At 71.5% G+C, this 22107-nt stretch carries 20 protein-coding genes and 5 pseudogenes; 21 read left to right on the forward strand and 4 right to left on the reverse strand.

Annotated features, from left to right (window positions below):
- Positions 1 to 14 precede the first annotated feature (14 nt).
- The 5 genes and pseudogenes from JOF36_RS03990 to JOF36_RS38595 all read left to right on the forward strand — a co-directional run bounded on the left by JOF36_RS03990 (position 15) and on the right by JOF36_RS38595 (position 2680).
- Positions 15 to 710, forward strand: coding sequence for an NADPH-dependent F420 reductase (locus JOF36_RS03990; RefSeq protein WP_210025066.1), 696 nt, complete (start codon positions 15 to 17; stop codon positions 708 to 710).
- 158 nt (positions 711 to 868) lie between these two features.
- Positions 869 to 1285, forward strand: a pseudogene (locus JOF36_RS38585) (sigma factor); the annotation flags it as partial.
- A gap of 160 nt (positions 1286 to 1445) precedes the next feature.
- Positions 1446 to 1781 carry a sigma-70 family RNA polymerase sigma factor family protein gene (locus tag JOF36_RS38590; RefSeq protein WP_245353118.1) on the forward strand — a complete coding sequence of 112 codons (336 nt, stop codon included), beginning with the start codon at positions 1446 to 1448 and terminating at the stop codon, positions 1779 to 1781.
- A 70-nt stretch (positions 1782 to 1851) separates the two neighbouring features.
- Positions 1852 to 2154, forward strand: a pseudogene (locus JOF36_RS41325) (SDR family oxidoreductase); the annotation flags it as partial.
- A 118-nt stretch (positions 2155 to 2272) separates the two neighbouring features.
- Positions 2273 to 2680 carry an SDR family oxidoreductase gene (locus JOF36_RS38595; RefSeq protein WP_245350675.1) on the forward strand — a complete coding sequence of 136 codons (408 nt, stop codon included), beginning with the start codon at positions 2273 to 2275 and terminating at the stop codon, positions 2678 to 2680.
- On the opposite strand, the pseudogene JOF36_RS41330 reads toward JOF36_RS38595, so the two are convergent.
- The 4 genes and pseudogenes from JOF36_RS41330 to JOF36_RS04020 all read right to left on the reverse strand — a co-directional run.
- Positions 2593 to 3085, reverse strand: a pseudogene (locus tag JOF36_RS41330) (SDR family NAD(P)-dependent oxidoreductase); the annotation flags it as partial. The gene JOF36_RS38595 and the pseudogene JOF36_RS41330 sit on opposite strands and share 88 nt — an antisense overlap.
- Positions 3079 to 3879, reverse strand: coding sequence for an alpha/beta fold hydrolase (locus JOF36_RS04010; protein WP_210025069.1), 801 nt, complete (start codon positions 3877 to 3879; stop codon positions 3079 to 3081). The gene JOF36_RS04010 and the pseudogene JOF36_RS41330, both read right to left, overlap by 7 nt.
- A complete protein-coding gene (locus JOF36_RS04015; RefSeq protein ID WP_210025070.1) occupies positions 3876 to 4172 on the reverse strand; it encodes a hypothetical protein in 297 nt (98 codons plus the stop codon). The genes JOF36_RS04010 and JOF36_RS04015 overlap by 4 nt, the downstream gene beginning before the upstream one ends.
- Positions 4169 to 5248 carry an MFS transporter gene (locus tag JOF36_RS04020; RefSeq protein WP_210025071.1) on the reverse strand — a complete coding sequence of 360 codons (1080 nt, stop codon included), beginning with the start codon at positions 5246 to 5248 and terminating at the stop codon, positions 4169 to 4171. Before JOF36_RS04020 ends, JOF36_RS04015 begins: the two co-directional genes overlap by 4 nt.
- 184 nt (positions 5249 to 5432) lie before the next feature.
- On the opposite strand from JOF36_RS04020, the gene JOF36_RS04025 reads away from it, so the two are divergent.
- The 16 genes and pseudogenes from JOF36_RS04025 (at position 5433) to JOF36_RS04100 (ending at position 21998) form a co-directional block, all read left to right on the forward strand.
- Positions 5433 to 6161 (forward strand): IclR family transcriptional regulator, encoded by a 729-nt coding sequence (locus tag JOF36_RS04025; RefSeq protein WP_210025072.1) that lies wholly within the window; start codon positions 5433 to 5435, stop codon positions 6159 to 6161.
- Between the two features lie 334 nt (positions 6162 to 6495).
- Entirely contained in the window at positions 6496 to 7443 is a 948-nt protein-coding gene (locus JOF36_RS04030) for a helix-turn-helix domain-containing protein (RefSeq protein ID WP_210025073.1), read from the forward strand.
- A 112-nt stretch (positions 7444 to 7555) separates the two neighbouring features.
- Positions 7556 to 8368, forward strand: a complete 813-nt coding sequence (locus JOF36_RS04035) for a mycofactocin-coupled SDR family oxidoreductase (protein ID WP_210025074.1) — start codon at positions 7556 to 7558, stop codon at positions 8366 to 8368.
- Between the two features lie 13 nt (positions 8369 to 8381).
- The gene (locus JOF36_RS04040; RefSeq protein WP_210025075.1) at positions 8382 to 9215 is read left to right on the forward strand and encodes a mycofactocin-coupled SDR family oxidoreductase; all 834 of its coding nucleotides are present in this window, start codon (positions 8382 to 8384) and stop codon (positions 9213 to 9215) included.
- Positions 9216 to 9237: 22 nt separating this feature from the next.
- Positions 9238 to 10044 (forward strand): mycofactocin-coupled SDR family oxidoreductase, encoded by an 807-nt coding sequence (locus tag JOF36_RS04045; protein ID WP_210025076.1) that lies wholly within the window; start codon positions 9238 to 9240, stop codon positions 10042 to 10044.
- Between the two features lie 47 nt (positions 10045 to 10091).
- On the forward strand, positions 10092 to 11120 hold the full coding sequence (locus JOF36_RS04050) for an AAA family ATPase (RefSeq protein ID WP_210025077.1): 1029 nt from the start codon (positions 10092 to 10094) through the stop codon (positions 11118 to 11120).
- A 327-nt stretch (positions 11121 to 11447) separates the two neighbouring features.
- Positions 11448 to 12122 carry a vWA domain-containing protein gene (locus tag JOF36_RS04055; RefSeq protein ID WP_307862203.1) on the forward strand — a complete coding sequence of 225 codons (675 nt, stop codon included), beginning with the start codon at positions 11448 to 11450 and terminating at the stop codon, positions 12120 to 12122.
- An 87-nt stretch (positions 12123 to 12209) separates the two neighbouring features.
- A pseudogene (mftD, locus tag JOF36_RS04060) lies at positions 12210 to 13406 on the forward strand (pre-mycofactocin synthase MftD).
- 52 nt (positions 13407 to 13458) lie between these two features.
- Positions 13459 to 13638, forward strand: a pseudogene (locus JOF36_RS41335) (thiamine pyrophosphate-binding protein); the annotation flags it as partial.
- 637 nt (positions 13639 to 14275) lie between these two features.
- Positions 14276 to 14926 (forward strand): thiamine pyrophosphate-dependent enzyme, encoded by a 651-nt coding sequence (locus tag JOF36_RS04070; RefSeq protein WP_210025078.1) that lies wholly within the window; start codon positions 14276 to 14278, stop codon positions 14924 to 14926.
- Positions 14927 to 15248: 322 nt separating this feature from the next.
- A complete protein-coding gene (locus JOF36_RS04075) occupies positions 15249 to 16052 on the forward strand; it encodes an IS5 family transposase (RefSeq protein WP_210025079.1) in 804 nt (267 codons plus the stop codon).
- 131 nt (positions 16053 to 16183) lie between these two features.
- Positions 16184 to 17398: an IS30 family transposase gene (locus JOF36_RS04080; RefSeq protein ID WP_245350677.1), complete on the forward strand. Its 1215-nt coding sequence runs from the start codon at positions 16184 to 16186 to the stop codon at positions 17396 to 17398.
- 70 nt (positions 17399 to 17468) lie between these two features.
- Positions 17469 to 18161 carry a hypothetical protein gene (locus JOF36_RS04085; RefSeq protein WP_210025080.1) on the forward strand — a complete coding sequence of 231 codons (693 nt, stop codon included), beginning with the start codon at positions 17469 to 17471 and terminating at the stop codon, positions 18159 to 18161.
- A gap of 64 nt (positions 18162 to 18225) precedes the next feature.
- Positions 18226 to 19584, forward strand: a complete 1359-nt coding sequence (locus JOF36_RS04090; protein WP_210025081.1) for an MFS transporter — start codon at positions 18226 to 18228, stop codon at positions 19582 to 19584.
- A 159-nt stretch (positions 19585 to 19743) separates the two neighbouring features.
- Positions 19744 to 21321 (forward strand): sensor histidine kinase, encoded by a 1578-nt coding sequence (locus tag JOF36_RS04095; protein ID WP_307862205.1) that lies wholly within the window; start codon positions 19744 to 19746, stop codon positions 21319 to 21321.
- Positions 21318 to 21998, forward strand: coding sequence for a response regulator transcription factor (locus tag JOF36_RS04100; protein ID WP_210025082.1), 681 nt, complete (start codon positions 21318 to 21320; stop codon positions 21996 to 21998). The genes JOF36_RS04095 and JOF36_RS04100 overlap by 4 nt, the downstream gene beginning before the upstream one ends.
- Positions 21999 to 22107 lie beyond the last annotated feature (109 nt).

Here is a 22107-nt window from a genome sequence, read left to right on the forward strand (position 1 = left end):
AGACAGGAGAATCCATGAGCATCGCTGTCATCGGCGCCGGGAATATGGGCCGCGCCATCGCGTGCCGACTGGTCACCGGAGGTCACGACGTTCTGCTCGCGGACGAGGACACGGCCAAGGCCGAGTCGGTCGCCGCCGAGATCGCGCCCCTCGGCGGCGGCACCGTGCGGGCCGCGCCGGCCCGCGATGCCGCCGACATCGCCGGCATCGTCGTGCTCGCCACCCTCTACGACGTGTCGACCCGGGTGGCCGCCGAGCTGAGCGAGCTGCTCGACGGCAAGATCGTCGTCGACATCTCCAACCCCTTCAACGGAACCTTCAACGGTCTCACCACCCCCGAAGGAAGCAGCGCCGGCGAGGAGATCGCGCGCCGGGTCCCGGGTGCCCGGGTCGTCAAGGCCTTCAACACCACGTTCGCCCCCGTGCTTTTCGCGGGCACGCTCGACGAGACTCCTATCGACGTACTGCTCGCGTCGGACGACGACGGGGCGAAGGACCGGGTCGCCCGGATCGTCAAGTCCGGTCGGCTCCGCCCGATCGACGCCGGCGCGCTGGCGAACTCGCGCACGCTCGAGCGCATCACCCTGCTGCTCGTCGAACTCCAGGGCCGCTACGAGCTCGACTTCCAGGCCACGCTGAGGTTCCTGCCGGGGCGGGTCGAACACACGACGTTCGACCCCAGCCTGGATGCGGCGGCCGCCACTGGATGACCGAAGCGGCGCAGCGCAGTGCTGGCAGGGCTCAAACGCTGAACACTGTCCCAATCGAGGACCCCCTGCGGGGAAGCAGCACACCGGGGTGAGCCGGCTCTACGCAGCGAACTGGGACGGCAGGTACCGATCCACGGGGCCTGGCAGGATTGGCCAGCATGCGGGTGGTAGAGGAGTTCGAGCAGCAGCGCTCCCGGCTGTTCGGGCTCGCCTACCGGCTGCTCGGCTCGGCGGCGGAGGCCGAAGATGTCGTGCAGGACGCCTTTCTCCGATGGAATGGGGCCGATCACGCGGCGATCGTCGCGGCGCCCGCGTGGCTTGCCAAGGTGGTCACGAACCTCTGCCTGAACCGGCTCACCTCAGCCCGGGCGCAGCGCGAGCAGTACGTCGGGCCGTGGTTGCCCGAGCCGTGCTCACCGCAGGCGGGGTACTCGGCCCGCTGGAGACAGGCGAGCAGCAACGACTCCGTCTCGTTGGCCCTGCTGGTGCTGCTGGAACGGCTCACTCCGGCCGAGCGGGCCGTGTTCGTGCTCAGAGAGGCGTTCGCCTACGACCATGGGGAGATCGCGGAGGCGCTGGAGCTGACCCCGGCCAACGCTCGGCAGCTGTACCGGCGCGCCCGGCAGCGAGTGGCGGAGGGTAGGGCGCGGTTCCGGCCGGATCCCGACCAGCGGCACCGGCTCGTCGAACGCTCCGTCGCCGCGGCCCGCGAGGGCGACACGGCAGGCCTCGAGCGTGCTGGCGGCCGAAGCGGTCTCCGTGGCCGACGGCGGGGGCAAGACGACGGCTGCCCGGCGGCCCGTGTGGGGCCGCGCTCGCGTCGCCCGGTACCTCGCCGGGGGGCTCGGCAGGTTTGCCGGCGCGCTCGACGTCGGCATCGTGGAAATCAACGGCGAGCCTGCGGTGTGGGGCTGGGCCGGTGCGCGCCTGGTTGGGGTGGCGGTCCCGGAGTTCGCGGGTGAGCAGATCGTTGCGCTGCGCATCGTGGTCAACCCGGACAAGCTGGGGTTCCTGGCCGGCCAGGCCGCCGCACTGTCACATTCGACGGGCGTCACCGGTCCCTCCTCCTGAACGACACGAGGAGGAAACCGTGAGCACTCCAATCGTGGTAACCGGCGGCACCGGCGCGCTCGGCCGGGTGGTGGTCGCGCGGCTGCTGACGGGCGGCCACGCGGTGCGCGCGCTGAGCCGCCGCCCGGCGCCGGCCGATCGCCCGCCGGGGCGGGAGTGGGCGACCGCCGAACTGTTGAGTGGTGACGGCGTGCATGCGGCACTGGCCGGGACCACCGTGGTGATCCACTGCGCCACCTCCGGCCGACGCCTCTTCGAGGTTGCCGCGGCGCAGCGGCCGGTCGAGGCCGCTCAGCACGCGGGGCGCCGACACCTGCTGTACGTCTCCATCGTCGGCATCGACCGCGTCCCGCTCGCCTATTACCGGGGCAAGCTCGCCGCCGAACGGGTCGTCGAGCAAGGCGCCGTGCCGGCGACGATCCTGCGCCACCCAGTTCCACGACCTGCTGCGCGTCCGGCTCGCCGCAGTGTCCCGGCTGCCGGTGATGCCCGTGCCCGCCCTGCGCTTCCAACCCGTCGACGTCGAGGACGTGGCAGCCCGACTGGTGGAGCTGGCCGCGAGTGCCCCACTCGGCCGGGCACTCGACCTGGGCGGGCCCGAGGTCAGGCATGCCGTCGAGCTGGCCCGTGCCTACCTCACGGCGATTGGCGGGCGCCGCACCGTCGTGCCGGTGCGGCTGCCGGGCCGCACGTTCCGTGCCTTGTCCAGCGGCGGGGCCGTTGGCCGCCCGCGGCGACACTGGCCGCTGCGGCTCGCCTCTTCCGTCTCGGTCATCGCCTCGGCCATCGGCGTGGCCGTGATTCCCGGGGCCACGACGTTGACGGTGATCCCGTCGTCGCCGAGCTCCGAGGCGAGGCAGCGGGCGAACCCGATCACCCCCGCCTTCGACGCGGCGTAGGCGAAGACGTTGCGGGGTCCCTTGAGCACGGTTCCCGAGGCGAACAGGACGATCCGACCACCGTCGCCCCATCAGCGGCACGACGGCCTGGGCGACGGCGATCGTGGCCTCCAGGTTGACCCGCAGCACCCGCTGCCAGATGGCCCGGTCGGTCTCCCGGAAGGGCGAGTAGTGCAGTACCCCGGCGCAATGCACGAGGTGGTCGACGCGCTCGACCCCGCGCTCGGCCAGCCCGTCCAGAACAGACTGCACGCCGTCGTCGGTGGCGAGGTCGGCCCGCAGGTACTCCACCCCGTCGAGGGAATCGGCCGGCTCCTGCTGGTCGATCGCGATGCAGCGCAGCCCGTCCGCGCTCAGCGCGCGTGCTACCGCCGCACCGATCCCGCTCGCCCCACCGGTCAGCAGGGTCGTCGTGGGCCTCTCCCGACGGCGGTGTGGGTGCTCTGCTCGGCGAGGAAGCCGAGCAGGGCGTCGGTGAAGGCCTCCGGCGCCTCGAGGTTCGCCAGATGTCCGGCGCCCGGCACGGTCGTCAACCGAGATCCCGCGATGCCACGATGCAGTGTCTCGGACAGCGGGAGCGGGGTCTTGTGGTCGTCGCCGCCCACGAGGACCAAGGTGGGGGCCCGTACCTCGCCGAGCCGGTCGGCCAGGGTGGCCCGGAAACACACCTCGGCGGAGGACAGGTAGGCCGCGGCCGATACCCCCGCGATGCTTGCCCGGAGCCGGTCCCGGCGGTCGGCGTCGAGCGCCACGGTGAGCGTCTCGTCCAGGTAGGTGCGCGCGTAGGCGGTCATGCCGTGCGCGGTGACCGCGGCCCTGATCCCGTCGATCTTGGTCTCGGCCGACGTCGCGTCGAGCGCGGCGAAGGTGTCAGCCAGCACGAGTGAGCGGACCTCCTCCGGGTGTGTCAACGTGTAGGCGAGAGCCTGCACGCCACCCATCGACAGCCCGGCCAGGTGTACCGGGTCGTTCGTCGCCGTGACGACCTCGTGCAGGTCGGCTATCCAGTCCCCGAGATTCGTCGGTCCTGGATCGGCGTTGCCCCCGTGCCCTCTGCTCTCGGGGGTCAGAACCCGATAGCCCGCGTCCGCGAGCGCGACGGCCTGCGCATCCCACAGGCTCTGGTCGGTGCCCAGGCTGTGCAGGAGAACCACGGTGTCCCCGGACGCGTGCACCCCCTGCGCAACGGTCGCCGTCATGACGGCCGGGCCTCGGCTCGCGTGGCCGGCACGGTCGAGCCGACGTCGTCCGGGCCGTGGACGTCGCGGACGTCCCGGCCCCGCGTCTCCGGAGCGATCGCCGCACCGGCGAGGAACAGGACCGTCACCACCACGCATGCGATGGTGACGCGGATCGGGATGTGGCCGACCTCGGGGCTCAGCAGAGTCACCAGCGTGGGCGTCATGCCTCTCAGGGCGTAGCCGGCGTTCCAGCTCAGTCCGGTCCCGGTGGCACGGACGGCGGTGGGGAACCGCTCGTTCAGGAAGATCATGATGGCGCGGTCGCGGCCATCATCAGTACGGCGATCACCAGCGCGCACAGCGTGACCAGCCCCACCTGTTCGGCGGTGAAAGTGCTCGTGAGCAGGTACAGCGGGGGGACGACGATCAGCGTGGGCACACCGAGGGTGAGGAAGGTGCGCCGCCTGCCGATTCGGTCGCTCAGCACGCCGCCCGCCGCGCCGCCGACGATGACGGCGAGGTTGATGACGACGAGCATGCCCGCGGCGGTGGACTTGTCGATCCCGATGCTCGTGTCGAAGAACGTCGGGAAGAAACCGACGGTCAGGTCGTAGAGCGAGGCGCCGCCTGCGACCAGGACGAGGTTCAGCAGGAAGATGGAACGGTAGCCGAGTGAGAACAACGTGCGCAGCGGCGAGCGTGCAGCCTGCGTGCCGGTGGAGGCGGGCGGCGCGGCCCAGAGCGGCGACTCCTCGGTGAGTCGGTAGACGAAGAAGCTCAGCGCCGCGGCGAGCAAGCCGCTGAAGAACATGACGCGCCAGCCGAAGACCGAGAAGGCCTCGCCAGGGAACAGTGAGGACACCACGAAGAACACAGCCGCGGCGAGCACCGCACCCACGCCCGCGCCGCCACCGGACACCAGTCCGGACATGAGACCGCGATGCCGTGGCCCGACGGTCTCGGTGCCGAGGGTGTGGGTGGAGGCGACGACGCCGCCGACGAACACCCCCTGCACCAGGCGCAGCGCCACGAACAGCAACGGGGCCAGTACACTGGCCATGGCGTAGGTCGGGACCGCACCCATCAACGCCGTGGAGACGTCGACACCGGTGATGGCGATCAGCATCGCCTTCTTCCGACCGTTGCGGTCCGCGAAACTCCCGAAGAGTGCCGACCCCAGCGGACGCATGATGAGCGTGACGCCGAACGAGGCGTACACGAACGCCAGCTGCAGCGTCTCGGACTCCGCGGGAACCAGCAGCGGCCCGATGGTTGAGGCCACATACAAAATGATCAAGAGGTCGTAGAGGTCCATCCCCCAGCCCATGACCGAGGCGATCCCCGCCGAGACGACCTGGCGTCGCCCCGCGCTTTGCGCTCTGTCCACTCCTTGCAGCGTCGTCGCTGAGGGCGACCGCCAGCCGGGTCGCAGCTCCTGGACGGTAGCTGACTTGTTCCGACAGGTGCAACGGTCGGTTCCGCATAGGGAAGTAGCTTGAGAGATAGCCCTTCTGTTCCGCTATGCTCAACCGGTGTCGTCGCCTAATGACAACGCTCAGGGTCTCTCGTCAGTGGACCGCGCCGTCTCGATGATCGAGGCGCTCGCCCCGAACGACCGCCTCAGCGCCACCCAACTCTCCGAGCTGCTGGAGACGGGGAAGGCCACGGCATTCCGTCTTGCGCGTACGTTGGTGGCCCGCGGGTGGCTCGTCCAGAACGACGACCGCAGCTACCAGCTCGGTCCCGGCTTGCTCGGACTGGCCGGAGGTTCCGCCGGCCCGGACCTCGGTGCTGAGCTGCGCCCGCTGCTTGCGGATCTGCGTGACCGGACCGGCGAGACCATCCACCTCACGAGGCTCGACGGCCGGCACGTCGTCTACCTCGAACAGCTCATGTCTCCGCAGTCGGTGCTGTCCGTGGCCATGATTGGGAGCAGGTCCCCGGCACACTGTGTGTCGCCGGGTCTGGCACAGCTTGCGCACTTATCACCCGAGCGGCTCGCATGGGTGCTCTCAGCGCCACCTGAGCGCTTCACGGAGAACACCCTGACCGATCCCGCACTACTTCGCGAGGAGCTGGCGCGGGTCCGCGACCGGGGCTATGCGATCAACGTAGGCGGGTACCGGCCCGATGTCGGCGGTGTCGGCAGCGCCGTGATCGACGTCGAGGGCAACGCGATCGCGGGGCTCTCCGTGTGCGTTCCCGTCTATCGGCTGCACCGGCTCGACGTGCACGACCTGGGGGAGCTCCTGCGGGCCACTGCGGTGGATGCCGCCAGGCGGGTCGAGCTCGCCGGCTGATCCGCCCGCCGAGACGCCTTCGGGCCGACGGCCCGAACGGAGGTCGTGCGACCACATCCGTCTATAACCGGGGGACGTCTATAACCGGGGGAGGAGTCGAGCGGACCAGGGCGTGGTCCGGCTAACGCTGTAGGTGGCCCCGCTGGTGCCACCTACACCGCCCGGCCTCGATCCACTCCTGACTCACCATGAGCGGGCCCGTGCACGATCGTGACACGCTGAGGTATCGCCGCGGTCGCGATGGCGTCATTCATCGTTCGTCCGACGGCCGCTACCGGCGGCGACTGGTGGCACCATGGGAGCACCCTGATCCTTGCCGTACGAGGTGTGCGTGATGTCCGTGCGACTCTCGACCTCCGACGTCGACGGCCACGACGGCTTCGCGTACTGGCGCGACGCCATCTGCCGACACATCGTCGAGCTGACCGCGCGCGCCGCCGGGCCGTCGTCCGACCGGTTCGTCGGAGAGATCGTGCGCAGCATCGTCGACCGGCTGCACGTGGACACGGTCACCGCCGACGCGCACGAGGTCGTCCGCACGGCCCGGCTGATCAGCCGCGCCGACACCGATGACCTGTTCCTCACCCTGCTCGTGCAGGGCGAGGGGGTGTTCGAGCAGGACGATCGGCGTGCGGTCCTCGATCAGCCCGGTGACTTCGTGCTGATCGACAGCGCCCGCCCGTACCGCGGCCGCCTCGGCGACCGGTCCCGGCAGATCGTGGTGCGCGTGCCCCGCGACCGGTTGGCGGCGTGGCTGCCGGGGGTCGCCGCGGCCACCGGCGTCACCGTCACCGGGACCAGCGGCGTCGGTGCGCTCGCCTCCGGGCTCCTGCGGTCCCTTCCGCTTTATGGTGAGAAGGCCGAATCGGTGGCACCGGTCAGCGGATCCGTCCTCGACCTGGTGGCCGCAGCCCTGCACGACCGGGTCGGCGGCGATGTCGACGTCCGGTCCGTCCGCGCTGCGCACCTGGCCCGGGCGCGGAGCTTCATCCGCGGCCACCTGGCCGATCGGGGGCTCACACCCGCCGTCATCGCCGACGGCATCAACATCTCGCAGCGCTATCTCTACGCGCTCCTGGAGGCCGACGGCACGTCCCCGGGGCGGTGGCTGCTCGAGGAGCGGCTCGCCCGGGCGCACGCGTTGCTCGTCGACCCCCGCTGGGCTGGCCGCACGGTCTCCGAGATCGCCCTCGGCGTCGGCTTCGCCCACCCGTCGCACTTCACCCGCACCTTCAAGGCGCGGTACGGGATCACCCCGCGGGAACGACGCGTCGGCACCTGACTCCTCCGTCGGCTGTGCGGCCCCGTGCAAGAGCGCGTGCGGGCACGGTCAAGATCCACATGCCGCCCGCTCGTACCTTCAGCTGCACAGGACAGCTCAAGGAGGAGCCAGCATGGCCGGACGGTTGGAAGGCAAGGTCGCGCTGGTCACCGGCGCAGCGCGGGGGCAGGGCCGGTCGCACGCTCTGCGCCTGGCGGAGGAGGGCGCGGACATCATCGCGCTGGACGCCTGCCAGGACATGAGCACGGTGCCCTACGCGCTGGGCACGGCCGACGACCTCGCGCAGACGGTGAAGCTGGTCGAGGACCTGGACCGCCGCATCATCGCCCGGCAGGCCGACGTCCGAGACATGGCGGCGGTGCAGGCCGTGGTGGATGAGGGCGTCGCCGAGTTCGGCCGCCTCGACATCGTCTGCGGCAACGCCGGAGTCGTCTCCTACGTCGAGAACGCCTGGGACATGACCGAGGACGTCTGGGACGAGACGATCGACATCGACCTGTCCGGCGTCTGGAAGACCTGCAAGGCGGCGATTCCCGCAATGATCGCGGCCGGCAACGGCGGCTCGATCGTGCTCACCAGCTCGACCGCCGGCATGAAGGGCTTCGTGCAGATCGCGCACTACGCAGCGGCCAAGCACGGTGTGGTCGGGCTGATGCGGTCGCTGGCCCTGGAGCTGGCGAAGTACTCGATCCGGGTCAACACGGTGCACCCGACCGGCGTCAACACCCCGCTGGTCACCAACGACTTCATGCAGAAGTGGTTCACCGAGCACTCCGAGATGCTCGAGGCCCTGAAGAACCCGCTGCCGGTGGAGATGATCGAGCCCGTCGACGTCTCCAACGCCATCGTCTGGCTGTCGTCGGAGGAGGCGCGCTACGTCACCGGCGCGCAGATCCCGGTCGACGCCGGCTTCAACCAGAAGTAGGGGACCGCAGACCATGGCCGGACGTGTGGCGGGCAAGGTCGCGTTCATCACCGGCGCGGCGCGGGGGCAGGGCCGCTCGCACGCGCTGCGCCTCGCCGAGGAGGGCGCGGACATCATCGCGCTCGACATCTGCGCGGACATCGACGCCTCGATCATCCCGCTGGGCACCGAGGAGCAGCTCGCCGAGACCGTGAAGATGGTGGAGGACCTCGACCGGCGGATCCTCACGCGCAAGGCCGACGTCCGAGACTCGGCGGCGGTACAGGCCGTCGTCGACGAGGGGCTCGCCGAGTTCGGGCACATCGACATCGTCTGCGCCAACGCCGGCATCGAGGACTTCGGGCAGGCCCACGAGCTCAGCGACGAGCGGTGGGACGACGTGCTGGCGGTCAACCTCACCGGGGTGTGGAAGACCTGCAAGGCCGTGATCCCCTCGATGGTCGAGTCCGGGCAGGGTGGGTCGATCATCCTCACCAGCTCGACGGCCGGGATCAAGGGGTTCGGCAACCTCGCCCACTACGCCGCCTCCAAGCACGGCGTCGTCGGGCTGATGCGCGACCTCGCCATCGAGCTGGCCCCGCACATGATCCGGGTCAATACGATCCACCCGACGACGGTGGGCACGGACATGATCTTCAACGATGTCGCCTACCGGCTGTTCCGGCCCGACATCGAGAACCCCACCCTCGACGACGCCAAGGCGGGCTATCAGGCGCTGAACCTGATGCCGGTGCCGTGGGTGGAGCCGCGGGACATCTCCAACGCCGTGCTGTGGCTGGCCTCCGACGAGGCGCGCTACGTCACCGGGGTGTCCCTGCCCATCGATCTGGGCATGACCCAGAAGTAGCTGTTCGCAGAAGGAGCACGTCATGGGACGAGTACAGGGCAAGGTCGCGTTCATCACCGGTGCCGCTCGGGGCCAGGGCCGCAGCCACGCGGTCCGGCTGGCCGAGGAGGGCGCCGACATCATCGCCGTCGACGCCTGCCAGGACTTCGACAGGGTCGGCTACGCGATGGCCACCGAGGCGGATCTCGCCGAGACGGTCAAGGCCGTCGAGGCGCTGGACCGGCGCATCGTGGCCGTCAAGGCCGACGTCCGCGACGCCGCGGCGCTCAAGGCCGCCGTCGACGAGGGGGTCGCCCAGTTCGGCCGGCTCGACATCGTCTCCGCCAACGCCGGCATCTGCACGGTGCAGAAGTGGGACGAGGTGACGCCGCAGATCTGGGCGGACACCCTCGATGTCAACCTGACCGGGGTCTGGCACACCTGCGTGGCGGCGATCCCGCACCTGCAGGCGGCGGGCGGCGGCTCGATCGTCATCACCAGCTCGACCTCGGGCATCAAGGGCCAGCCGTGGCTCGCCCCCTACGTCGCCGCCAAGCACGGGATCGTGGGTGTGATGCGCTCGCTGGCCAACGAGCTCGCCGAGCACAACATCCGGGTCAACACGATCCACCCCGCAGGCGTGGACACCCCGCTGGTCGCGGGGCTGGGTGGGATGAACCAGTTCATCGAGCAGAGCCCCACGATGGGCCCGATCTTCATGAACACCATGCCGGTCGAGGTGGTCGACCCGGTCGACATCAGCAACGCGCTGCTCTACCTGGCGTCCGACGAGGCCCGCTACGTCACCGGACTGGAGATGAAGGTCGACGCGGGCTGCACGATCCGATGACCGGCGCCGGTCACACCGTCAACTAACTCGATCGGAGAGCCACGCAGATGCACGAGACGGCGATCAACGGGCACGTCCCCGACACCGTCATCATCGACACCGCCGTCACCGACACCGCCATCACCGGCAGCCGGGTCACCGGCGCCGACGGCGGGTCCGTGCGCCGGGTTCGGGCCAGGGTCGCTCGGCATCTGGTCGGCCGCGAGCGGGAGCTGGATCTCCTGCTCGCGGCCGTCGCCGCCGGCCGCGACGTCATGCTGGAGGGACCGCCCGGTACGTCCAAGTCGACGCTGCTGCGGGCGATCACGACGGAGTGGGGCATCCCGCTGCTGTTCGTCGAGGGCAACGCGGACCTCACCCCGACCCGTCTGGTGGGCCACCACAACCCGGCACGGGTGTTGCGGGAGGACTACACCGCGGACAACTTCGTGCCGGGACCACTCGTGGAGGCGATGCGCACCGGCGGGTTCCTCTACGTCGAGGAGTTCAACCGGGCGCCCGAGGACACGCTCAACACGCTGCTCACCGCGATGGCCGAGCGCCGGATCGCGGTGCCGCGGGTGGGCACGGTGACGGCGGCGCCCACGTTCCGGGTGGTGGCGTCGATGAACCCCTACGACACCATCGGCACCACCCGGCTCTCCACCTCGGTGCACGACCGACTGTGTCGGATGGCGATCGACTACCAGGACGCCGAGGCCGAGCGGGGCATCGTCACACGCCGCTCCGAGATCTCCTCGGGGCGGCTGGTCGCCGACGCCGTGGCCCTGACGCGGGCCACCCGCGAGCGCGACGACGTCCGCCAGGGCAGCAGCGTGCGCGGCGCCATCGACGTCGCTCTGATCGCGGCACAGCTCGCCGCGATGCGCGACGTGGCGCTGCCCGAGCAGTCATCGGTGGCCCCGCCCCGGGGTCTCCCGCAGGACTACACCGCACTCGTCATGGACGCGATGCTCCTCGCGCTGTCCGGGCGGATCCAGCTCGACGAGACCGTGGAGGCCACCCCTGAGCAGGTACTCCGCGAGATCTGGGAGGACCACTTCCTGCTGCTGCCTGCGGCGGCGGAACCCGGTTGAAGAGCGGTCGAGGCCGACTCGCCGCTGACCCGCCGGGACCGCCCGGGTGCGGGTCGCCGCACCCGGACGCTGCGGCCGCTGCGGCGTCGCCCCAAGCAACTCGACGAGGAGCCCTCGCTCTACCAGCCATCGCCCGGTGGTGGCGGGCTGGCGCTGTCCTCCGGTGACCGGCGGCGCTCTGCGGCCCGCCCGACTCGGGCGGGCGGCAGCGCTCCGGGGGAGTCCGACGAGGACGCCGAACTGATCGCGCTCGCCGACCTCACGGAGTCCTCGCAGGCCGACCTGCTGGCCAGGGCTCGGGCTCGACAGATCGCCAGGACACTCGCGGTGGCGCGCCCACCCCGCGACCGACGGGCGCGGCGGGGCGTCGGGGAGATCACCAGCCTGCGCTGGTCCGGGCCCTCCGACGAGCTGGACCTCGAGCGGACGTGCGAGTCGGTAGCCGGCAAAGCCGTGATCACCGAGGACGACGTGTGGGTCCGGGAGCGGGTCCGCACGCGCCGATCGGTGGTGCTCGTCGTCGACGTCTCCGGGTCGATGAAGGGCGAACGGGTGCGCACCGCGGCGGCCACCGTGGGCGCGCTGGTCGCGGAGCTGGGTCGGGACTCGCTCGCGGTCGTGGCGTTCTGGTCCGACGCCGCCGTGCTCGTACGCTCCGGCGAGCAGTTGGAGCCGCTGGCCGTGCTCGACCTGCTGCTGCGGGTACCCACCCGGGGCCTGACGAACGTGGCTTTCGCCCTGCAGGTCGCGAGCCGTCAGCTCGCCGGGGTGCCGCCGCGCGACGCCCGGGTGTTGCTGCTGTCGGACTGCGTACACAACGCCGGCCCGGACCCGCGACTCACCGCCGCCCACCTGCCCCGTCTCGACGTCCTGCTCGACACCTCGGGGGAGGACGACGTCGACCTCGGTCGCGATCTCGCCCGCCTCGGGCGCGGCCGGTGCCGGCTGGTGCGCGATCATCGCGACGTCGCGGCCGCCCTCACGGCGATCTTCACCGATTGACGGGCCCGGGCCGCTGCCGCGGTCGCGCGGGGACGCGAGACTACGGGCAGACTGTTCATTTCGAAGACGAACGAGAATCGAGACGTGATGGCGCACGGTTGGTTTGAGACGGTCGCGGAGGCCCAGCGGCGGGCGAAGAAGCGGCTGCCGAAGTCGGTGTACGGGGCGCTGGTGGCCGGGTCCGAGCGCGGCACGACGGTGGAGGACAACACGAAGGCCTACGGCGAGCTGGGGTTCGCCCCGCACGTGGCCGGGCTCCACGGCGAGCGTGACCTGTCCACCACCGTGATGGGGCAGCCGACCTCGATGCCGGTGCTGATCTCCCCGACCGGGGTGCAGGCCGTGCACCCGGACGGCGAGGTCGCCGTGGCCAGGGCCGCCGCCGCCCGCGGTATCCCGATGGGCCTGAGCTCGTTCGCCAGCAAGTCCATCGAAGAGGTCGCGGCGGCCAACCCGCAGACGTTCTTCCAGATGTACTGGGTGGGCACCCGCGACGTGCTGGTGCAGCGGATGGAGCGGGCGCGGGCGGCCGGGGCGGTCGGGCTGATCATGACGTTGGACTGGTCGTTCTCCAACGGCCGTGACTAGGGCAGCCCGGCCATCCCGGAGAAGGTCGACCTCAAGGCGGCGCTGAAGTTCGGTCCCGAGGTGGCGCTGCGGCCCCAGTGGCTCTACCAGTTCGCGAGGACCGGGAGGATCCCCGACCTGACCACCCCGAACCTGACGCCGCCGGGCGGCGGCAGCGCGCCCACGTTCTTCCAGGCGTACGGAGAATGGATGGGCACGCCGCTGCCGACGTGGGAGGACGTGGCCTGGCTGCGCGAGCAGTGGGGCGGGCCGTTCATGCTCAAGGGCGTGATGCGTGTCGACGACGCCAAGCGTGCGGTCGACGCCGGGGTCACGGCGATCTCGGTGTCCAACCACGGCGGCAACAATCTCGACGGCACACCGGCCTCCATCCGGGCCCTGCCGGCGGTGGCCGAGGCCGTCGGCGACCAGATCGAGGTGGTCACCGACGGCGGTGTGCGTCGGGGCGGTGACGTGGTGAAGGCGTTGGGCCTGGGGGCGAGGGCGGTGATGATCGGCCGCGCGTACCTGTGGGGGCTGGCGGCCAACGGGCAGGCCGGAGTGGAGAACGTCCTCGACATCCTGCGCGGCGGGATCGACTCCGCGGTCCTGGGCCTGGGCCACCGGTCGGTGCACGACCTGACCGCCCGCGACATCGTGATACCCGCGGGGTTCCCCCGGGCCCTCGGCGCGGAGGAGTCCGCGCGCGTCGTCTGAACCGCGACGTCGACGAGATCAGGCGCGGTCCTGCCCCGCGGACTTCCGGTACGTCCTCGGGCTGCACGAGGGCGCGGTCCTGGCGATGGCCGACGGCTACGCGCAGGCCACGGGCCGCCCAGCGCTGGTCAACCTGCACTCCGCGGCCGGGTTGGGCAACGCGATGGGCAACCTGGCCAACGCTCGGGCCTCGCACACGCCGCTTGTGGTGACCGCGGGGCAGCAGGCCCGCGCGATGATCGGGCTGGGGTCCGTCCTGGCCGAGCCAGCGATGGCCCGGCTGCCCGAGCCGCAGGTCAAGTGGGCGTTCGAGCCGGCCCGGGCCCAGGACGTGCCGCGGGCGTTGTCGGAGGCCTTCCACCGGGCCACGCTGCCGCCGGCCGGCCCGGTGTTCGTGTCGCTGCCGCTGGACGACTGGGCTCAGGACGTGGACGCCGACGAGGTGGCCCACCTGGCCGGGCGGCGGGTGCGCGTCGCCGGCGCGGCCTCTCGCGACCTCGTCGCCGAGCTGGCCGCCCGGCTGCAGGGCGCCTCGTCCACGGCGCTGGTGGTCGGGTCGGAGGCGGACGACGAGCGCTCGTTCGCCCTCGTCGTCGAGCTGGCGGAACGGCTGCAGACCCGGTGTGGACCGCGCCCACCCCGCCCCGTTGCCCGTTCCCCACCCGGCATCCGCTGTGGCAGGGCGTGCTGCCGCCGAGCATCGCCGGCGTCAGTGAGCGCCTGGCCGGCCACGACCTCGTGCTCGTCCTCGGCGCCCCGGTTTTCCGCTACCACGCCTACCGGCCCGGGCCCTGGCTGCCCCCGGCACCGAGCTGGTCGCCGTCGGGGCCGACCCGGAGTCGGCGGCGCGGGCGGCCTTCGGGGACGCCGTGGTCGCCGACGTCGCGGCGGTCGTCGGCCAGTTGCTCGACGTGCTCCCCGCTGCCCCCCCGTCCCGTCCCGGGAACGCCCCGGCCGCGCCCGTACCGGAGGCTGGGCCCTTCCCCGCCGAGGCGGTGTTCGCGCAGATGGCCCGGGTGTTGCCGCCGGACGTCCGCCTGGTCAACGAGTCGACGTCGAACACGACGCAGTTCTGGGCGCACCTGGACCTGCGTCGGCCGCGGAGCCTGTTCTTCCCGGCCGCCGGTGGGCTGGGCTTCGGGCTGTCTGCGGCGGTGGGCGTGGCGCTGGCCGATCCGCACCGGCCCGTCGTCGCCGTCCTGGGGGACGGCGCGCTGCAGTACGGCGTGGCCGGCCTGTGGACGGCTGTGCAGCTCGGTCTGCCCATCACGTTCGTCGTGCTGCGCAACGGCGGTTACGGCGCGCTGCGCAGCTTCGTCGCGCAGCTGGGGGTCACCGACGCCCCCGGGCTGGACCTGCCCGGCCTCGACTCGGTGCAGATCGCGGCCGGTTACGGCCTGCCCGGCGAGCGGATCACCGGCGCCGAGCAGCCGGCGGCCGCGCTGTCCTGCACGTCGTCGCGGCGGGGGCCCCGGCTGCTCGAGGTGCCGATCACGGCCGAGACGCGCCCCCTGGGGTGAGTGCGGCTGGACGAGACGGATGACGTAGTCCGCGCGCCACAGAAGACCGACAGGGGGCGGGTCCCTATGCCCACGACTTCCGGGCGCCGACCGGCTTGCATGCTTACAGCCGTGAGAGAGCAGTTTGAAACTCGATCTTCAGACTCGAGTTGATCACGTCGGGCCGGATGATCGGCGAGCCTGGTCCAATCATGAGTGAACTCCTGGTAGCCGGACGGTTGTCTACGCCAGCCGGCCACCAGGAGTTCGTGTGTCATCCTCGCCTGTCTGCACGTGTCTGTCATGCCCGGCCCACGATCGGGGCCAGGCCCCACCGTGCCCGGTGTACCCGTCCTCGTCGATCACCGACGCCCAGTGGGCGGTGCTCGAGCCGCTGCTGCCGCCACCGGGCAACACCACGGGCCGGGGCGGGCGCCCGGAGAAACACCCCCGACGACTGGTCCTCGACGGCATCTTCTACCTGGTCCGCGGGGGCATCTCCTGGGCTCAGCTGCCCCACGACTTCCCTCCCTACCAAACCGTCTACGGCATCTTCACCCGCTGGAGCAGCCGCGGCACCTGGCAGCAGATCCACGACGCGCTGCGTGATCTGGTGCGCGTCTACGAAGGGCGCGACCCACTGCCCACCGCAGCGGTCATCGACTCCCAGTCGGTGCGCGGCGCAGACACCGTCCCCGGCAGCACTCGGGGCTACGACGCAGGGAAGAAGGTCAACGGCCGCAAACGCCACATCGCCGTCGACACCGGCGGACTGCTACTCGCGGTCGTGGTCACCATCGCCGGCATCCAGGACCGCGACGCCGCGCACCGGCTGCTGATCGCCCTGACCAGCCGGTTCTCCACCATCAGCATGGTCTGGGCCGATGCCGGCTACGCCGGACGGCTACTCATCTGGGCCCGCAAGGTCATGTCGCTGACCGTCGAGGTGGTCAAACGCACCAACGACGTCAAAGGCTTCAAGGTCCTCCCACGCCGCTGGGTCGTCGAGCGCACCTTCGCCTGGATCAGCAAGTTCCGCCGCTGCGTACGGGACTACGAGACCCTCCCAGCCCACCACGAAGCCATGGTCCACATCACCATGATCATGACCATGTCACGGCGGCTGGCCCGCACCGGAGACTGGTAACGCCAGTTTCAAAATGCTCTCTGAGACCCGCCCCGACTCGTGTGGTCGCACGCACTTCCGCCCTCCGGCGTCCAGAGGAGTACCGCGGATCCCAGTGGTCGTCGCAACGCCCGAGGCGGGTGGGGGTTGCGATGGCTGGACGAGACGGGCCGGGGCCATGGCCGCAGATCGAGAAGCGGGCGTGGTTTGCCCGGTTGATCGCTCAGGGGGTGAGCAACGCCGAGGCGTGCCGGCGCGTCGGGATCAACCGGAGAACCGGGAAACGCTGGCGACACGGCCGCAGGGTGATCGCTTCGGACGGCAGCCCGCGCCACTATCCGCCGGTGATCGACGCCAGGGCCCAGAACGACATCTCGGCGCGGTATCTGTCCGAGGATGAGCGGGTAGCGATCGCGGACCTGCGGCGCAGCAAGATGGGTGTCCGCGCGATCGCGTCCGAGCTCGGGCGCAGCCCCTCGACGATCAGCCGGGAACTGCGCCGTAACCGCGACGCCCGAGGCCGGTACCGCCCGTTCGCGGCGCAGCGGATGGCTGCGGAACGCCGCGCGCGGCCGGGCCGGGGGAAGATCGTCAACGACGCCGAGTTGCGGACGATGGTGGTGCGGCTGCTGGGTCAACGCAAGAGCCCGGAGCAGGTCGCCCACGGACTGCGCGGCGAGTTCCCCACCGACCCGGGGCGTCACCTGGCGACCGAGACGATCTATCAGGCGGTGTACCGCCCGGAGCTGGGCGGACTCGCCCGGGAGCGGCCTCGCGTGCTGCGCAGCGGGCGGTATCGCCGGCGCCCACGACCGCATCCGCTGGCGCGCCGCCGCGGGGTGCTGACCGGGATGGTCATGATCGACCAGCGGCCCGCCGAGGCGGCCGACCGCACCATCGCCGGGCACTGGGAGGGCGACCTGATCACCGGGGCGGGGAACCGATCGGCGATCGTCACCGTGGTCGAGCGCGCCAGCCGGTTCACGCTGCTGGGACACCTGCCCGAGGGACGCCACACCGCCGACGCGGTCCGCGACGCGTTGATCGGCGCGTTCACCGCGCTGCCGGCGCATCTGCGGGGCTCGTTGACCTGGGACCAGGGCAAGGAGCTGGCGCTGCACCGCGAGGTCACAGCCACGTTGGGGATGCCGGTGTATTTCTGCGAGAAGGCCAGCCCGTGGCAGCGGCCCAGCAACGAGAACACCAACGGGCTGCTGCGCCACTACTTCCCCAAGGGCAGCGACCTGCGCGTCCACGGCCCCGACGAGCTGGCGGCAGTGGCCGCCGAGCTCAACGCCCGCCCCCGCAAGACCCTGGACTGGACTGCCCCGGCCGACCTGCTCGAACGGGCGGCGGCCCGGCTCTGAGCCGCACCAGGCGTGCTGGCCTGCGGCATGCCGGCTCGTCGCGCCGACACCGCGGTGTCACCATGCCTGGGTGACGCGCCGGCGAACCGACATGCGACGTGGAGATCCGGAGCCGCCCTGGGCCGGCCCGGAGGTCAAGCACACCCCGGGGCTGGCGCGGAACATGATGGTCGAGCTCGCGCCGCTGCTGGCCGAGGACGGCATCATCGTCGATGCCGACGGTGAGATCGTCAGCGAGGTCCCCGACATGGAGACCCTGCAGCGGGCCATGGCCCGGGCCGTGGAGCGGCAGAACCTGGCGCTGTTCACCCCGGTCGGCGCCGATCGTGAGCTGGCCGCCGACGTGCTGCGCGAGGTCACCGAGGCCCTCGACGCAGGCCACAGCACCCGAGCCTGCGACGTGCTCGACGCCGTCGTGCCGGAATCGCCCGAGCACGACACCGCCACCGTCGCCGGCGTCACCGGCGTCGCGCTCGGGTTGCTCGACGCGTGGCTGTCCGGCCGCGACCCGCACGCCCCCGGCGGGCTCGCCGAGCGCGCCCTTCTCCCGGGCGGGCACTGGACCGGGGAACGCGCCGCGGTCGACATCCTCACCCTGGCCCGCAAGGCCCGCGCGTTCCGCAGCCTGCACAAGCTCACCGTGACCCACGGCGGACACGGCCTGCTCTACGGCGCCGCGCTCGCGCTGGCCGCCGCGACCACCGCCTGGGCCCACCACACGGGCACCGCCCTCGAGGACCTCGCCGCCACCGCCATCCGCTGACCCGCTACCGTCCGTCCCGTCACACACCGCGTTGCGACGGTGCCTGGGATCCGCGTACGCAACCGTGGCCCCACCCAGCTCCACCAGAGCCCCGTCCAAGAAGGGCATCTTCGCGGCCAGCTTCATCGGCACGTCGATCGAGTGGTACGACTACTACATCTTCGGCACCGCTGCGGCGCTGGTGTTCGGGAGCCTGTTCTACCCCGAGTTCTCGCCTGTGGCCGGCACCCTCGCCGCGTTCGGCACCTTCGCGGTCGGCTTCATCGCCCGCCCGCTGGGGGCCGCGGTGATCGGTCACTACGGGGACCGGATCGGCCGCAAGTCGATGCTCGTCCTCACCCTGCTGCTGACCGGCGGCTCGACGTTCCTCATCGGCGTCCTGCCCACGTACGCCGCCATCGGCATCGGCGCGCCGCTGCTGCTGGTCGCGCTCCGCCTAATCCAGGGCTTCGGGGTCGGCGGCGAGTGGGGAGGCGCGATCCTGATCGCCACCGAGCACGCCTCCCCGCGGCGCCGTGCGGTCTACGGGAGCTTTGCCCAGTTCGGCGTGCCGGTCGGCGTCCTCACTTCGAACCTGGCGTTCCTCGCCGTCTCGGGCATGTCCAACGAGGACTTCATGTCCTACGGCTGGCGGATCCCCTTCCTGATCAGCATCGCGCTGGTGGTGGTCGGTTTCCTGGTCCGCACACGGCTGCAGGACGCGCCGGAGTTCCAGCAGGTGAAGCAGGACAAGACGGTCAGCAAGGTGCCGGTCGCGGAGCTGTTCCGCCGCCAGCCGCGCAACCTCGTACTCGCCAGCCTGGCCTCGATCGCCCCACCGGCGGTCGGCTACACGGTCATCGTCTACATGCTCACCTACGGCACCACGGTGGTGGGCTTCGACCGGACGACGCTGCTCACGCTGATCCTCGCCTCGACACTGGTCTGGATCGGCACCATCGTCGTGTCGGCCCTGGCGTCCGACCGCTTCGGCTCGAAGAAGGTCTACGCGCTGGGCGCCCTGACCGCCGTGCTGTGGCCGCTCCCGATGTTCGCGCTGGTCAACACCGGGGACACCGGTCTGGCGCTGCTCGCCTTCGTCGTGGCCGCGCTCGTCCAGGGTGTTATGGCCGGCGCCCAGGGCGGCCTGTTCACCGAGATCTTCGACGTCCGGTTCCGGTACAGCGGGATCTCCATCGCCTACCAGGTGGGCGGCATGATCGGCGGCGCCGTGACCCCGATCGCCGCGACCGCGCTGTTCGGCACCTACGGCTCCTCGATGCCGATCGCGGTGTACGTGATGGCGCTGTCGCTGGTCAGCTTCGTCGCCGTCCTCGGAATCTGCGGGGGATCCGCGCCCTCGGCGACCGAGAAGGCGGACGCACCCGCCGCGGAGACGGCGTCGGCGGCTGCCTCGACCCCCGCGTCCGGGCCGGTGAGCTGACCGCACGTCGGTGCGCTCGATGCGCCGGTCGGGGCCGCTGCGACCCCGGCCGGCGCTTCCCTCGTCTCCGGCCCCCCGGCGGCGGAGTGCGAGCTCTCAGTACCGTCTGGAGGGGAGACCCGGCCCGCTGCGGATGCCGGGCCGGCCGAGGAGGCAGTGGTGTACCGCGACGTGGAGACCATGGCCGGCGCCTCCCGGCGTCTCGGCGTGATCGACGATCCCGTCCTGCGGGCCCTGGTGGATGTGTCCGCCGACGGACTGGCCGTGCTGGACCGGCACGGGCGTCTCACGGTGCTCAACGCCGCGGCCGCGCACATCCTCGGCCTCCCGGCCGACGACCTCGTCGGGCGTGTGGCCCCCTTCGACACCGACGACGCCGGGCCCGACCGGCCCCGGGAGGACCGTCGCCGGACGTCCTGGTCGGCCCCGGACGGACGCCGACGAGACCTCGAGTACCGCCTCGCCCCGGCGGCCGGCGGGGGGCACGTGGTCTGGTTCAGCGACGTGACCGACGCGCTTCGGCAGCAGGAGCGGTTGACCGCCATCGCCCGGGCGGCCTCCAGCGTCGCCGACGTGTGCTCGCTGCGCGCCACCCTGGACGCGGTGGCGCACGAGGTCGTGATGACGGCGAACATCGCCGCCGTCCAGATCCTGGCCATCGACGACCCACGCGAGGAACTGCGGGTGCTGGGCATGGCCGGCTTCGGCGACGCGGCCGAGTTCACCGAGCGGCTGGGCGTCTGCAGGCGACTCGGCGCCGGGGTCCGCTTCATGGACGCCTTCGAGGGCGGGGAGCCGGTCGTGGTCCCGCACCGCAAGCCCGTGATCATGGCCGACCCGGCCTGGGCCCCGCTGCACGCGTTCATGGGGTACCCCGACTGGGACAGCTTCGTGTCCATGCCCCTGGTCGTACGCGGGCGTGTCCTCGGAGTGATCAACGCCTACTACGTCCCCGGCGACGACCCCGGTCCCAACTCCCTGGCCTTCCTCGAGGCGATGGCCGACCATGCCGCGGTCGCGATCGACACCGCCGCGCTGCTGGCCCAGACCCGGTCCCAGGCTCAGCTCGACGAGCGCCGTCGGCTGGCGCGGGACCTGCACGACTCCGTGGTGCAGCAGCTGTTCTCCATGCGCATGCAGACGAAGGCGCTGCGCGCCCAGGTCGACCGCGCGGACGCGGACCCGGCCCGGGTGCGCAGCGGCGCCGAGGAGCTCGCGGAGCTCTCCCAGAGCGCACTGGCCGATCTCCGTGGGCTCGTCTTCGAGCTGCGTCCCCTGGACCTGGCTGAGCGCGGCCTGGTCGACGCCGTCCGCGCCCACGCCGCGAGCCTGGAGGCGCGGACCGGACTGGTCGTCGACGTGGAGGCGCCCCCGAGCCTGGAGCCGGCCTCCGGGATCGACGTCCAGGAGGACCTGTACCGCATCGTCCAGGAGGCGCTGCACAACGTGGTGAAGCACGCGCAGGCCACCGCGGTGGACATCCGGTTCACCGAGGACGGCGGCGGTCTCGTCGTCGAGGTGACCGACGACGGGAGCGGCGCAGGCGCGGCGCCCGGGAGCCCCGCCGGCGGTGGTGCGCCCCAGGAGACACTCGGGCTGGTGTCCATGCGCGAACGCACGCAGCGCTGGGGCGGTCGACTGGTCGCAGGCCCGCGCCCGTCGGGCGGCTGGACGGTCCGGGTCACGTTGCCCGCCCCCGGCGCGCAGGTGCGCCTGGAACGAGAGGCGGGGCGATGACCGAGGACCCGACCCCGGACGAGGTCATCCGGGTCATGGTCGTGGACGACCACGCGATCGTCCGCCGCGGCCTGCAGGCCTACGTCGACACCGTGGCCACACTGCAGGTGGTGGGGGAGGCGGCCGACGGCCGGCAGGCGATCGACCGGCTGCGGCAGTGGCAGACCCTCGGCGAACCCCTGCCCGACGTGATCCTGATGGATCTGCAGATGCCGCGCATGGACGGCGTCGAGGCGACCGAGGCCATCGCCCGGGCCCATCCCGAGGTCAAGGTCGTCGTGCTCACCAGCTTCGGCGAGGTGGAACGGGTCCACGCCGCACTCGCCGCCGGCGCGGCCGGCTACCTGCTCAAGGACGCCGACCCCGACGAGGTGGCCACCGCCGTGCGGGCCGCCGCGGCCGGGGAGGTGCACCTGGACTCCGCCGTGGCCCGTCAGCTCACCCGCCGCATGGCCGCCCCCCAGGTCGGGCTGGCGTCCCTGACCGCGCGGGAGCGCGAGATCCTGATCCTGGTCGCCCAGGGGAACTCCAACCGCGACATCGCCGACCACCTGGTGATCAGCGAGCGCACGGCGCGGACGCACGTCAGCAACGTGCTGAGCAAGCTGCAGCTCTCCTCCCGCACCCAGGCCGCCCTGCTGGCCATACGCGAGGGTCTCCTCCCCGCACCCCGCTGACCTGCGCCGGGATCAGCGGGTGCGACGGATGACGTAGTCACGACCCGTTGCATCGGTCGGCCGCGAGCTGACATCGAGCCGATTCCCCCGGCCCGGCGTCTTCCTAGGT

The organism is Pseudonocardia parietis, assembly GCF_017876315.1.
Lineage (GTDB): Bacteria > Actinomycetota > Actinomycetes > Mycobacteriales > Pseudonocardiaceae > Pseudonocardia > Pseudonocardia parietis.

What these genes read in the sequence shown, in the direction of transcription:
- JOF36_RS04010 (WP_210025069.1), bottom strand. Translation starts at nt 3,879, where the DNA reads ATGACGGCGACCGTTGCGCAGGGGGTGCACGCGTCCGGGGACACCGTG.
- JOF36_RS04050 (WP_210025077.1), top strand. Translation starts at nt 10,092, where the DNA reads ATGCACGAGACGGCGATCAACGGGCACGTCCCCGACACCGTCATCATC.
- JOF36_RS03990 (WP_210025066.1), top strand. Translation starts at nt 15, where the DNA reads ATGAGCATCGCTGTCATCGGCGCCGGGAATATGGGCCGCGCCATCGCG.
- JOF36_RS04100 (WP_210025082.1), top strand. Translation starts at nt 21,318, where the DNA reads ATGACCGAGGACCCGACCCCGGACGAGGTCATCCGGGTCATGGTCGTG.
- JOF36_RS04040 (WP_210025075.1), top strand. Translation starts at nt 8,382, where the DNA reads ATGGCCGGACGTGTGGCGGGCAAGGTCGCGTTCATCACCGGCGCGGCG.
- JOF36_RS04080 (WP_245350677.1), top strand. Translation starts at nt 16,184, where the DNA reads ATGGCTGGACGAGACGGGCCGGGGCCATGGCCGCAGATCGAGAAGCGG.
- JOF36_RS04035 (WP_210025074.1), top strand. Translation starts at nt 7,556, where the DNA reads ATGGCCGGACGGTTGGAAGGCAAGGTCGCGCTGGTCACCGGCGCAGCG.
- JOF36_RS04030 (WP_210025073.1), top strand. Translation starts at nt 6,496, where the DNA reads ATGTCCGTGCGACTCTCGACCTCCGACGTCGACGGCCACGACGGCTTC.
- JOF36_RS04045 (WP_210025076.1), top strand. Translation starts at nt 9,238, where the DNA reads ATGGGACGAGTACAGGGCAAGGTCGCGTTCATCACCGGTGCCGCTCGG.
- JOF36_RS04015 (WP_210025070.1), bottom strand. Translation starts at nt 4,172, where the DNA reads ATGATCTTCCTGAACGAGCGGTTCCCCACCGCCGTCCGTGCCACCGGG.